This is a genomic window from Alteromonas australica (assembly GCF_000730385.1).
Taxonomy (GTDB): domain Bacteria; phylum Pseudomonadota; class Gammaproteobacteria; order Enterobacterales; family Alteromonadaceae; genus Alteromonas; species Alteromonas australica.
The window spans coordinates 2,667,511-2,679,816 of record NZ_CP008849.1; the positions used below are offsets into that span (position 1 = coordinate 2,667,511).

Consider the following 12,306-nt stretch of genomic DNA (forward strand, 5'->3'; position numbering starts at 1 on the left):
GTCAACAAACAATTAAACACGCGGGCAGGCGCGGTAATAAATCCGGTATTATATCAGTAAAACAGCCACTTCTCACTTGAAAGCTAAGCAGGGTTGGGTCACTCTATCGACTCTGCAATCCAGAAACCACAGTGATGGAGTCTTTCTATTGGCACAAGAGATTGTTAAACATATTCATCGCGTCAATGCGCTTCGCGACATGGCGAACCAACTTAATATCATGCCGCTAATTCATCAACTACAAGACTGGCAGTGCCAGCGCCTACTTGTTTCTCATGACGATTTAGCGCAGCAAAAACGCTATCAAAAGGCCATGGCATTTTTTGTTGAAGAACTTTATGGGCCGAAAGATTTCAGCCAAAGGGACGCTGATTTGGTACGCGTAATACCAAAACTCGCCAAAGTTCTCCCCGATAAAGCCATGAATGCGATGGACGATGCCCTTTCTCTTAACGCCCTCTCATTCGATTTAGACATGGCTATGGCGCAATACATGGATGCGAACTACCCCGGCGAACCCATTCATCGTGATAGCTACGCGCAAGCCTACCGACATATTGGTAGAGCAGAAGACAGAGCACATCAAATAGCGATTATTTCTCATTTAGGTGACCAACTGGCGGATGTCATCAAAATTCGCGGTATAGGTATGTTAATTTCATTGTCTCGTCGCCCTGCCAAACTGGCTGGCCTACTCGCGCTGCACGAATTTTTAGAACGTGGATTTAATGCCTTTAAAGCCATTGGCGATGTACAAAGCTTCATTCAGCCGGTTCTTATGCGAGAGAAGGCGCTTATGCAGACCTTGCTCGACGATACCGTGAAGTTACCCGAGCAAAACCCGCTGCCAGTAGTGTGAAATCGCGTCTAAGCAATGAAATAAGTTGAGGAAAAACATTGAGCGAGCCTGTGATATCGTGGATGTACCCACAGCCATTTGTTCAGCAGTGGCAAATTGATGAAACCCATATTGACCACTACCAGCACGTAAATAATGTGGCGTATTTGTCGCAATTAGAAAGCCTGGCCTGGGCGCATTCGAACGCGCTTGGCTTACAATTTGCCGATTATCAGTCACTAAACCGGGGCATGGTGATTAAGCGCCATGAGCTCAACTATCATCTTCCCACCCATTTAGGTGACACGCTTGCGTGCGCTACATGGATTGTATTTTGCGACTTCAAGCTCACACTAAAACGCCAGTTTCAGTTCATATGCCCCAAGCGCAATAAACCTGTTTTTGATGCTATTACCACCTTTGTGTGCGTTAGCCTTGATACCGGCGCTCCTAAGCGAATGCCTTCGCGCTTTACCGAGATTTACGGTGGTGCGTGTGTTTTTCCGCAAGCCACCACGAGGTGATCCGATGAACCGTGTGTTAGTGTATTTTCTTCTTGGATTGTTAGTGGCTTCCATCGGTATTAATGGCTACTTATGGCTTCGCCTTGAAAAAGTGAATCAAAATGCCATCAGCCATGAAAGCGCTTATCAACAAAGGTTAACCGGAGATAGCTCGGCAGTGTTACAGCCGAATGGCGGTCATTCTGCCACTCAAGGCGCACGTTACAACGGCGATGTTCCCTACTCAGACGAAAATATAGCGAATGCAGTACGAGATCTGCGCAAAATGCTGGAGGCGGGCCACTATGACAAATTAGCGGAACAACTCAATCGTTACCTTAAAGATGCGCCTAACAATGAAGCTTTACTGCTCATTGAAGCCGAATTGATTAAGTTAACTCAACCACTTTCTACTGCACTTATTCATTATTACGACTTAGCCGATTCATCCCTTTCAACTTCAGCGCGAAATAATGTTAACGCTGAAATATCCACCCTTTATCAACAAGCGCAGCGTCAGCTACGCCAAGCACAGCAATGGGAGTTGGTGGCGCAACTTAACGAAGCGTTATACCAGCGTGTACCCGACGAGCACGCCTATATTCTTAACCTTGCTGAAGCTTACGCCCATCAGCAAAAATTGACGTTAATGGAAGATGTATTGGCGGCGCTGCCCTTTAACCATAGTAAAGCACAAGCCATTCGGGGGTTTGCATACCAAGAAGAAGCGTCTTCCATCGTCGACAACCCCGCTAATCCCTCTAGCCTTAGAGAAAATAGCGAGAGTGCCATAACCGCTGAGGGGTACGTTAGAGAAGTGTACGTGCCGTTACGAAGGTATGGCGATCAATATCGCGTAGATGCTATTACACTTGATGAAGATGCCGACATGATATTGGATACAGGTGCCACTATTTCAGCTATCTCCTATTCATTATTTAGGCGAATGGGAGGCTACAGTACCTTACCATTTGTGGGAAATTTTCAAGTATATACTGCGTCTGGCAGCATAGAAGCGGCACTCGTAAAAATCCCCCTTTTTAAATTCGCCGGTTATGAAATCAGCAACATATCAGCCATCGTTTTACCCGAAGACGCTTTACCTGAGTCTGATGGGCTACTTGGCATGAATATATTGGGCAAATTCGACTTTTCTATTCTGCCGCAGGAAAATCAGCTACTGTTGCAGGAAAGAAAAAAGCCCCTTAATGCAGATTAAGGGGCTTTTGAAGCAGTATCGAAACATCGAATAACGATGAAAGTGCGCTACACTGCCGCGCACACCCGTGTGCCTTGGTCGATGGCGCGTTTAGCATCTAGCTCCAATGCTTCATCGGCACCACCAATAAGGTGATATGGCATGTTCAAACCTTCGACGATGTCACGCATTGGCTCTTGGCCTGCACAAATAATGATGTTGTCTACCGGCAATACTTGGCTATTGCCGTCTACCGTAATATGTAGACCTTCATCGTCAATTTTATCGTAGCTAACACCTGGGATCATAGTCACCCCTTTGGCCAGCAAGCCTACCCGGTGCGCCCACCCTGTGGTTTTTCCTAAACCTGCGCCCACTTTTGTGGTCTTGCGTTGCAGTAAGAAAATCTCTCTTGGCGATGGTTCAGGCTGTGGCTTAACGCCTTCAATACCCGCGCGGGCCGAGAAGGTCATATCAATACCCCACTCTTTCATGAATGCAGGTATGTCTTGGCTTGGTGTTTCCTTGCCATGAGACAGGTATTCCGCGGTATCAAAACCAATGCCGCCAGCACCGATAATGGCCACTTTATTACCAACAGGCTTTTTCTCTTTCAACACGTCGATGTAGGTCAGTACTTTCTCGTGCTCAATACCTTCAATGGCAGGGGTTCTAGGCTTAATACCTGTGGCTACCATAACTTCATCAAAGCCTTCGTCATTTAATTGAGCGGCATCAACATAAGTATTCAGTTTAACCGTAATATTTTTATGAAGCTCAATCTGGCGTTTGAAATAACGCAACGTTTCGTAAAACTCTTCTTTGCCAGGGATTTGTTTAGCAATATTAAATTGGCCACCAATTTCGCTAGACGCATCGTAAATTACAACGTCGTGACCGCGCTGGGCAGACGTCACGGCTGCAGCTAATCCCGCTGGGCCTGCGCCAACCACTGCAACACGCTTTTTAGTCTCAGCTGGTTTTACGTTAATTTCCAACTCGTGACAGGCACGAGGGTTGACCAAACAGCTGGTCATTTTGCCGTTAAATACGTGATCAAGACAGGCTTGGTTACAGCCTATACACGTATTAATTTCATCGGCTTTATTTTGCTGCGCTTTACGCACAAAGTCGGGGTCGGCCAAGAATGGACGCGCCATCGACACCATATCTGCATCACCGCGAGATAGCACTTCTTCCGCTACGTCAGGCGTGTTGATACGGTTAGATGTAATAACAGGAATTGAAAGCGCTTCGCGAAATTTCGCGGTTACCCAAGTGAACGCTGCGCGCGGAACCTTGGTGGCAATGGTTGGAATACGCGCTTCGTGCCAGCCGATACCGGTATTAATGATAGTTGCACCGGCTTTCTCAATCTCTTTGCCCAGCTGCACCACTTCATCGTACGTTGAACCACCTTCAACAAGGTCAAGCATCGACAGGCGGTAAATAATGATGAAGTGCTTACCTACGGCCTCGCGCACGCGGCGGACTACTTCAATAGGCAAGCGGATGCGGTTTTCGTACTCGCCACCCCACTCGTCGTCACGATGGTTAGTGCGTTTTGCAATAAATTGGTTTAAGAAATAGCCTTCAGACCCCATGATTTCAACGCCATCGTACCCTGCGCGCTGGGCTTGAGTCGCTGCAGTAATGAAATCTTGTATTTGCTTTTCAATCTCTTCAGCTTCAAGTGCTTTTGGCTTAAACGGGTTAATCGGCGCTTGTACCGCAGAAGGTGCAACAAGTTTAGGGCTATACGCATAGCGCCCTGTATGCAAAATTTGCATACAAATTTTGCCACCCGCGATATGAACGGCGTCTGTCACTTCTTTGTGATTGTTCACCGCTTCATCGGTGTCTAAACGAAAAGTGGAAGGATGCGTTGCCCCTTCTTCGTTGGGGCCAATGCCCCCTGTTACAATAAGCCCAACGCCGCCTCTGGCGCGTTCGCCATAGAAAGCCGCCATACGTTTATGGCCGTCAGGCAACTCTTCTAAGCCCGTGTGCATAGAGCCCATAAGCACACGGTTTTTAAGCGTAGTAAAGCCTAAGTCTAGCGGGCGAAATAGATGGGGGTAAACGGGATGATCGGTAACGGTCTGATTCATGATACATTCCTGAAAGTCGTTTCGGCTTGATAAAAGCCGTTAAAATGCCTGTTAACTATTTTTTATAATGCGCGCTTTGTTTAAAAACGCGCTCATACATAAACTTACGAATTCATTTTTTTAATCGCTGGGTGCAGCGGCGGATACTCCGGCAGTGTTTTTGTTTTCTGTGCTTCCATGGCTTTGAACACGTCTTCCATTTGGAACATACCCGCTTGCCACGTAGCCATATAGGTTAAGCTTTCTGCTACCGTGTGTTCTACCGCGTAGTTAATCATCGTCTTGGTGCCTGATACCGCTAGCGGCGAATTCATTGCAATCTGCTGGGCTATTTTCATTACCGCTTCGAGCATTGATGCTTGGTCGTCAAATACTTGATTCACAAAGCCGAGCTGCTGCGCTTCTGCGGCACCAAAGTTGCGCCCGGTGTAAGCCAGCTCTTTCACAACACCAATAGGAATAAGCTTAGGCAATCGTTGAAGGGTACCCACATCGGCCGTCATGCCTAATTGGGTTTCTTTTATAGTAAAGAAAGCATCTTGGGTGCAGTAGCGCATGTCGCATGCACTTAGTAGGTCTACCGCGCCACCGATGGCTCCACCTTGAACGGCACCTATAACCGGCACCCGTGCTTGCTCAATGGCAGTAAAGCTGTCTTGCAGCAGCATCACCATGCGGCGCATGCGTTCAGCCCTGCGCGACGGGTCGCCCTTAAAGTCTTCTTTCATGTTCAAGAACACAGATAAATCCATACCGGCAGAGAAATGCTTACCTGTAGATGAAATAACAATGACGCGAGCTTTAGCTTCGTCATCTATTTCACGAATGGCCGCCGGCAGTTCTGTCCAAAATTCTGGGATCATACTGTTCATTGCATCAGGGCGGTTAAGTACTACGTGGGCAATATGACCCTCTTGTTTTACTTCTAATGTAGAGTACTTCATGGTTTGCGCTGTCTCCTTGGGCTGTTCCTGTTAACAAATTTGCAAACTAGACAGCGTCAAGATAAAAGGCTATGTTGACAGTGTCAAGATAAAACGCTATCTATTCGGCTTAATTTGAAAACGGACACATTTGATATATGGCTAATGCAGTACAAAGCTATCATCACGGTGACTTACGCAGCGCGCTGATTGAAGCAGCTAGCGCGCGTTTGTCTGAGCACGGCGTTGATAGTTTATCTCTTAGAAAACTGGCAGAGGATGCTGGCGTATCTCGTACTGCGCCCTATCATCATTTTAAAGATAAAAGCGCCTTGCTAAGCGCCATCGCGGCAAAAGGGTTTAGCGATTGGCACACCACAGCTAAACGCATATTTGAGCAAGAAGATAAAACACCCCAGGCACGATTTCGCGAGTTTGTTCACGAGTATATTGGCTATGCCGCCGATAACCCGGAGATGTACGAACTGATGTTCGGTCGCACCATTTGGCAGAACCAAGCTGCGACAAGCGACCTTAAAGAAGTGGCGTTTCCGTGTTTTCAGTTTCAGGTAACCATGACGCGCTATTGGCAAGACAAAGGGCTGCTTCCGAACAACCAGGATGCGCTGAGACTAGCGCAGGTTACTTGGGGTACGTTACATGGGATTGCACGATTGCTCATTGACGGTATATACGCTGACAGCAGTCATATTGAAGAAATGTGCGATTGTGCAGCGGATTTATTTATGCAGGTGTCTTCGTGATGTCGGCAATCATAACGCCGCCTGATGCAACTCGGCTTTAATAAAATCTACTGCGCGCTCGGCAATCATAATCGTGGGCGCATTAGTGTTGCCACCCACTAAGCTTGGCATAACCGACGCATCCACCACTCGCAGGTTTTCAATACCAAGTACTTTCAGTTTGTTGTTTACCACCGCCATAGGGTCGCTTTCTTTTCCCATTTTACAGGTGCCGATGGGATGATAAATGGTTTCGGCTCGCTCCCGTAAAAAAGCGGTTAAATCTTCATCGGTCTGCGCGTCTTCACCTGGGTGACGCTCTTTCCCTTCAAAGGGAGCAAAGCTGGGCGCGGCTAATAGGGTTCGCGCGAGCTTAATGCCGTCAATCATCACTTTAATATCATCTGGATGAGTCAGGTATTTGGGGTCGATAAGTGGATGATCGGCGGGATGATTACTCTGTAAACGGATTGTACCGCGACTTTTTGGGTACAAACAGCATACATGAACGCCATAGCCATACCCGAAAGCCAGTTGCCGACCATGATCTTCTAAGATGGCTGGTAAAAAGTGAAATTGAATATCCGGATAGTCATCGGCAATGGACGAACGCACGAAACCGCCTGCTTCGGCAATATTGGACGAAAAAATCCCCTTTCGTTTAAACAAGTATTCCACACTTGCTTTGGCGTATTTCGGGAACATACCTGCAGCCACTGCATAGCCTTCTTTGGCTTTACAGGTATTTTGCACAATAGCATCCAGATGGTCTTGAAGGTTTTCACCCACGCCGGGTAAGTCTAGATGAACGTAAATACCCATATTTTCAAGCTGTCTGCGTGGCCCCACGCCAGACAGCATAAGCAGGTGTGGCGAGTTTATTGCACCACCGCACAAAATCACTTCTTGGCGAGCAGCATACCGCTTAACGTTTCCTTTTTCTCTGGCCTGCACGCCTATGGCGCACTTATTTTTTATAAGTACTTTTTCTACCGCAACTTTCGTCAGTATGACTAAGTTGCCTCTGTGTTTAGCCTGAGATAGATAGCCTTTGGCGGTAGAACAGCGTTGACCATTAACTTGGGTGACATGGTAGTACCCCAGACCCTCTCGCACATCCCGATTAAAATCATCTAGCACGGCTAAGTCGGCCGCCGGTGCTGCCGCTAAAAATGCATCGGATAAGCGACTGGTATCTGTAAGGGGGGAAACATGTAAAGGCCCCCCTACACCGTGATAGTCATCTTCACCTTGATAATAGTTTTCCGAACGTTTGAAGTAGGGTAAGACCTCATCAAAGCCCCAACCTTCTGCCCCTTCTTGCGCCCAGCGGTCGTAGTCCTCTTTTTGACCCCGAATGTAACACATGGCATTGACCGAACTACTGCCACCCAGTGTTTTCCCTCTAGGCCAAAACAATTCGCGATCGTGCAGTTCACCCTGCACTGTCGTGTGATAACCCCAACCTATCCCCTCAAACCGGCTAAGAATAGACAAACCGAAGGGAATATGAATAAAAGGGTTGCTATCTTTACTTCCTGCTTCAATAAGCAATACACGCAAAGCGGGATCTTCGGAGAGACGCGCGGCCATCACGCCACCAGCCGACCCGGCGCCGACAATAATATAATCAAATTGTGTATTGCTATCGCTCATGGCTCTCTCCAATAATTCGTCCCGTGACGACATTGAATTCAATCGTGTACATTCATCGCATCACAGTAGCGCTAATAATGTATACAAATTACCCTGGTAAGACCACATCGTTGTGATGATTTCCAACTATTGACGAATCACTAGGTAAATATAGCCTAGCCTAACGGCATTAATTGAATGCTGACTGTGAAATATTGATGAATTTATGCGAGTATAAATTCACTCTACGCTGCTCATGACTTTCTCTACTACGCCTATGTCGCTAACTTTTAAGGCTCGTTGCAAATACCTATTTGCCCGCTTACTGATTAAGCTTGGTAAATTGAAACACGATGACTTCACCAAAGAAGAGCTAGAATCAAGCCTGAATACGTCACTTCCCCACGGGTTTAACTTTGATATTCCCGTAGGCATTGCCAAGGTATCCTTGCTAGAAGGCGCGGTGAATTTAGATGAATCACACCAAGCCATCAATGCCCAGTTTCTTGCCAGCATTGTGATTGAATCGGCCGGCACTACGCTTTACCGCGCTCATTTTATTGTGGTATTAGGCGCCACACCATTTTATGACAAAGGTACAAAGTCGGTGTGCCTTCAGGCAATTACCTTCGACCATATTACCTTGATAAATGATGATTACGCGCTTATTGGCGACACCCAATCACTGCTGTCTGCTTTTCTTCCTGGCAACCTCAATACTCTTTTAGGCAAAACCGTTCAAAGCGCACTTAGCCTTGTGACAGCAGGCACCTCAGCAAAAGTACAAAATTACTTAACCCTCTTTTTGGCCGGTTCCAAACAAACTATATTGGATTATCACACCCCTCAAATACGGGCGGCGGTGCTAAAAGAAATTGCCAAGCAACCTACCCATTTTCAATTAAGGCAAGACGTTTGGCGAGAAGCGCTATTTTCCCGCTACGGTGAACGAGTAGGTATTGAAGACAACCGCTTACGCTTTTACTTTTAATCACCACTTGCACGCTAAATCAACACTAGTGCTCACTTACAATGGACACCGGCATGGTATGGATATGTTCGCCCACGTCCTCAATTTTCAGCCTTGGGTTGTCGACACTGGCCTCTAGCATGTCAAACGCTTCCGTGACATAACGTGATAAAACCTGTAAAGACTTTACGTTCTTATTGCAGCACACCATGCCAATATTCGCGGTGCCTGAATACGTCATCAGGGTAATATTCACGCCGCCACCAGGTGTCATGGTTGATATGGGGTAACAGGCCAGTAGCTCACTGTCTTTTAGATAGCGCCTGTCTTTTGGCCCAGGCACATTCGAGACCAATATATTCGCAATGGGCTTCACCCAATTAGATATCCGCAACCATTCAAATACCAAGGCTAATGACTGAATGGCAATGGTGTACCCACTAAAAGCAGCGGGGCGCGCATGTTGCGCCGCATGTTTTACAATTCGGTGATTGATGATGATTTGCCGTAAACGAAGGTAAGGGTCTTGCTCGCCGTGCGCTAACTGGACAGGCACAATAGCAATTTTATTGCCCGTGGTTTTTTCTCCAGGTTTGCGCAAATTAATCGGCATGTTGGAAAACAAGGCTTTGGGAAAGGTTTGCCCGTGATCTTGCAATAAGCGATGCACGCCAATATCAAACGCACACAGTAAGACTTCATTTGCCGTAGATCGTGTTCGCCGTGCAAGCTGTTTAATTCGCTTAAAGTCCAAATCCATGGTGGCTACTGCCCTGCCGGGTTCGACTTGACCGGTAAGAATGGTTTTCGTGCCCGTGAAGGGGATTGGCATGTAATGGGGATTGACCCGCAGCACTTTCATAAAAATGCGTAAAAAGATAACGGCTAAATCCAAACTGGTTTTAAGTGCGTGGCCGACGGCAATCAAGCGTTTGTATCCACTTTGCATTTCACGCCGCTTATGCCTTAGCCGTTTAAGCGCCCATACTGGCGTAAATGTGCTGCCATTGGGGCGAGAAACATAGCCCGATTGGAACCAGCGCACTAAAGTTGCGCCATCTCCGTACATATGGTGGACTCGGGCATAAATAGCAAAGGTTCCAGATTTGCCATCGTAAATAAAATGATATTGCCAAAGCGGCTTATCTGGGTCCAGCCGTGAACCATGAAGTTTAGCAATAAACCCATCCAGCGCTTCTCGGTCGTTAACGTCATCAATGCGATGCAGCTGAACGTGATAATTCATGTCGAGCTTTTTTACCGGCACTAAGGCAATGGGATAGCCAAGCACCGTTTTAACATAGCAGTTAAACGGCGATGTGCCCCGCGCAAACCCTTTTATTTCATCGAATAAGGCCGGTACATAGTGGTCCTTGTCGGCATGTTCAGGCATGGCTAACAATTGTAAGCAAGCAACATGCTTTGGGTTTGCATCAGACTCCGTAATCCAAAAAGATTTATCCAGAAAGCTTAATGTTTTCCCCATATGTAATCCCTTTACTCGAAAAGTTCGTTTGTTTTTACCTGCGACATGTTGGTATATGCATGTGAGTCGAGGGCTTGACGGATAATGTCCCTTTGTTGCTCAGATATCGCAAGCCTAGGCAATAGGCTCACCATGATAAGCGACAGTGCATGATATCGCTGAGATGTTTCATCCATGTGGCTGTTGAGTTCATCAAATTGACAAGATTGAAAAATAACTAAACTGAGCAATTCAACCAGCAGTGCACGATCAGTGGCCGAGGCACTAAATAACGCTCGCTTTTCTAATTGCGTGAAAAGCAACGTTAGTTGCCTTTGAATGCTACGTAAAATAGCGGTGCGTTGTCTCGCAATAGACGGATACTTTTCTGCTAAATCAGCCGGGCTGCGATAGAAAAACCGAAAGACGTGTAAGCTGTCTATTAATAAATAAAAATAGTACATCACATCTTCAGCATTCAATGCGTCGAGTTTATCTGCCACTAGCACTCGCTGGATATGTTTTTCGTGCATACGCATTAGTGCCACTACCATGCTCTCTTTCCCTTTAAAATGGTAGTATAGATTTCCTGGGCTTATATCTAGCTCAAGGGCAATATCTACGCTGGTGACCGCGTTTTCACCGTGTTTATTAAACAGGGTTAGTGCGGTTAACAAAATACGTTCCCGTGTTTTCATTTTACATGAACACCAAATAAAGCTGGGCAAACCCCGCTAGCATGCCCAGCACCGCGCCGGTGAGGATGAGTTTCCATTCATCCTGTTGGTAGGCCGGTCGCAATACACCTTCAAATTCAGTCGCAGAAAGTGACTGCATTCGCGAACATAAATCTTCACCCACATTCAGCGCCCCGTTGGCATAGTCGTATGCATATAAGAGGTACTTATCTGAGTTTTCAAATATTTGCTTAACAGCCAATGCTTTCATTTGATGGTAGTTTTCTGAACCTACGCCAATGGCAAAGTAGGGTTGAGCGATGGCTACATAGCGTTCTATTGCATCGTTTACATGCAGTTCAATAAGCTCAAGCAGTTGTGCCGAACCTGAACCATGTAAAATGACGTGAGTGATATTTTGTGGGGTAATGAGTTTTTGCTCGATAATGGATGCATACACTTCAGACACTTCTTTCTGACGCTTTAAAAACATACCCTGAAACGTGAAAGGCCCTATTTTACGAGGTCTCTTTGGCTCAAAAATGATTTTAATCGCAATCCAATTGGTAGCGTACCCTACCAGTAAACCGCCTAACGGTAAAATCCACCACGCTTGAAAAACATACCAAAGAAACATAGTGGGCAAGCCAAATAGAAAACCGAAATAAAAACCAGAACGCACAATAAAAGGGAATTCTTTGCTTCCCGCGGTGAGAAAAATTTCATTAATAAGCGAAGGAGAATTCACCAGTTGTTCAACCACCAGTTCTTTAATATCTAATATCTCGCCTACATTGTGTTGGAAATCATCAACGAGTTTATGCACCACATGAGGAATATCGTTTTCAATGCGCTGGTAAACGAGATTTTTACCTTGTACAGGCAACGCCGCCCAAAGCTGGGGGGCAGACTGTGCCATCACATCGTTAACCACTTTACGAATGACTTGTTTCAAGCGCCGCTCTATGGCCTTGGTTAATTCATCAGGGTCTAGTCGTTGCGCTAATTCTTCAACACTCAGTAATTTGCCTAAAACCAGTTCAACTTCGATTTCGGCCATTTGTCGGCGCTTAGCTGGAATTAACCCTTGCCAACCAAAAAACGGTTTAATCCCCACAAACTCAATGGGGTAGAACATCATTTTTACCGCAAGGTAGTTAGTGAGCCAGCCTACTAACGCACTAATCACGGGAATTGAAAGCAAGCTAAATGTTTCTAGGTTCCATTCCATAGGGCAACATGG

Annotated in this window: 11 protein-coding genes; 5 read left to right on the plus strand and 6 right to left on the minus strand. The window is 46.4% G+C overall.

Annotated features, from left to right (window positions below; translation table 11 throughout):
* Positions 1-148: 148 nt before the first annotated feature.
* The 3 genes from EP13_RS11765 (at position 149) to EP13_RS11775 (ending at position 2,560) form a co-directional block, all read left to right on the plus strand.
* Entirely contained in the window at positions 149-859 is a 711-nt protein-coding gene (locus EP13_RS11765; protein ID WP_044057455.1) for an FFLEELY motif protein, read from the plus strand.
* A 62-nt stretch (positions 860-921) separates the two neighbouring features.
* Positions 922-1,362 carry an acyl-CoA thioesterase gene (locus EP13_RS11770; RefSeq protein ID WP_408605305.1) on the plus strand — a complete coding sequence of 147 codons (441 nt, stop codon included), beginning with the start codon at positions 922-924 and terminating at the stop codon, positions 1,360-1,362.
* A 4-nt stretch (positions 1,363-1,366) separates the two neighbouring features.
* Positions 1,367-2,560: a retropepsin-like aspartic protease family protein gene (locus EP13_RS11775; protein ID WP_052364381.1), complete on the plus strand. Its 1,194-nt coding sequence runs from the start codon at positions 1,367-1,369 to the stop codon at positions 2,558-2,560.
* Positions 2,561-2,607: 47 nt separating this feature from the next.
* Here EP13_RS11775 and EP13_RS11780 read toward each other — a convergent pair whose 3' ends face one another.
* Positions 2,608-4,650, minus strand: coding sequence for an NADPH-dependent 2,4-dienoyl-CoA reductase (locus EP13_RS11780; RefSeq protein ID WP_044057457.1), 2,043 nt, complete (start codon positions 4,648-4,650; stop codon positions 2,608-2,610).
* Between the two features lie 104 nt (positions 4,651-4,754).
* Positions 4,755-5,594, minus strand: coding sequence for a crotonase/enoyl-CoA hydratase family protein (locus tag EP13_RS11785; protein ID WP_044057458.1), 840 nt, complete (start codon positions 5,592-5,594; stop codon positions 4,755-4,757).
* A 137-nt stretch (positions 5,595-5,731) separates the two neighbouring features.
* On the opposite strand from EP13_RS11785, the gene EP13_RS11790 reads away from it, so the two are divergent.
* The gene (locus tag EP13_RS11790) at positions 5,732-6,337 is read left to right on the plus strand and encodes a TetR/AcrR family transcriptional regulator (protein WP_044057459.1); all 606 of its coding nucleotides are present in this window, start codon (positions 5,732-5,734) and stop codon (positions 6,335-6,337) included.
* 9 nt (positions 6,338-6,346) lie between these two features.
* Here the strand turns inward: EP13_RS11790 and EP13_RS11795 are convergent, their stop codons facing one another.
* Positions 6,347-7,972, minus strand: a complete 1,626-nt coding sequence (locus EP13_RS11795) for a GMC family oxidoreductase (protein ID WP_044057460.1) — start codon at positions 7,970-7,972, stop codon at positions 6,347-6,349.
* A 235-nt stretch (positions 7,973-8,207) separates the two neighbouring features.
* Here EP13_RS11795 and EP13_RS11800 point away from each other — a divergent pair, with 235 nt between their 5' ends.
* Positions 8,208-8,942: a DUF1439 domain-containing protein gene (locus EP13_RS11800; RefSeq protein WP_231497859.1), complete on the plus strand. Its 735-nt coding sequence runs from the start codon at positions 8,208-8,210 to the stop codon at positions 8,940-8,942.
* Positions 8,943-8,967: 25 nt separating this feature from the next.
* On the opposite strand, the gene EP13_RS11805 is transcribed toward EP13_RS11800, so the two are convergent.
* The 3 genes from EP13_RS11805 to EP13_RS11815 are packed head-to-tail and all read right to left on the minus strand — an operon-like array spanning position 8,968 to position 12,294.
* A complete protein-coding gene (locus EP13_RS11805) occupies positions 8,968-10,407 on the minus strand; it encodes a wax ester/triacylglycerol synthase domain-containing protein (protein WP_044057461.1) in 1,440 nt (479 codons plus the stop codon).
* 11 nt (positions 10,408-10,418) lie between these two features.
* Positions 10,419-11,084: a TetR/AcrR family transcriptional regulator gene (locus tag EP13_RS11810; RefSeq protein ID WP_044057462.1), complete on the minus strand. Its 666-nt coding sequence runs from the start codon at positions 11,082-11,084 to the stop codon at positions 10,419-10,421.
* A 1-nt stretch (position 11,085) separates the two neighbouring features.
* Positions 11,086-12,294, minus strand: a complete 1,209-nt coding sequence (locus tag EP13_RS11815) for a DUF445 domain-containing protein (protein WP_044057463.1) — start codon at positions 12,292-12,294, stop codon at positions 11,086-11,088.
* Positions 12,295-12,306: the final 12 nt, after the last annotated feature.

Bases quoted from the DNA above. Each gene is read 5' to 3' on its own strand.
- EP13_RS11775 (WP_052364381.1), top strand. From the start codon at position 1,367: ATGAACCGTGTGTTAGTGTATTTTCTTCTTGGATTGTTAGTGGCTTCC.
- EP13_RS11790 (WP_044057459.1), top strand. From the start codon at position 5,732: ATGGCTAATGCAGTACAAAGCTATCATCACGGTGACTTACGCAGCGCG.
- EP13_RS11805 (WP_044057461.1), bottom strand. From the start codon at position 10,407: ATGGGGAAAACATTAAGCTTTCTGGATAAATCTTTTTGGATTACGGAG.
- EP13_RS11810 (WP_044057462.1), bottom strand. From the start codon at position 11,084: ATGAAAACACGGGAACGTATTTTGTTAACCGCACTAACCCTGTTTAAT.
- EP13_RS11780 (WP_044057457.1), bottom strand. From the start codon at position 4,650: ATGAATCAGACCGTTACCGATCATCCCGTTTACCCCCATCTATTTCGC.
- EP13_RS11770 (WP_408605305.1), top strand. From the start codon at position 922: ATGTACCCACAGCCATTTGTTCAGCAGTGGCAAATTGATGAAACCCAT.
- EP13_RS11800 (WP_231497859.1), top strand. From the start codon at position 8,208: ATGACTTTCTCTACTACGCCTATGTCGCTAACTTTTAAGGCTCGTTGC.
- EP13_RS11795 (WP_044057460.1), bottom strand. From the start codon at position 7,972: ATGAGCGATAGCAATACACAATTTGATTATATTATTGTCGGCGCCGGG.
- EP13_RS11815 (WP_044057463.1), bottom strand. From the start codon at position 12,294: ATGGAATGGAACCTAGAAACATTTAGCTTGCTTTCAATTCCCGTGATT.
- EP13_RS11785 (WP_044057458.1), bottom strand. From the start codon at position 5,594: ATGAAGTACTCTACATTAGAAGTAAAACAAGAGGGTCATATTGCCCAC.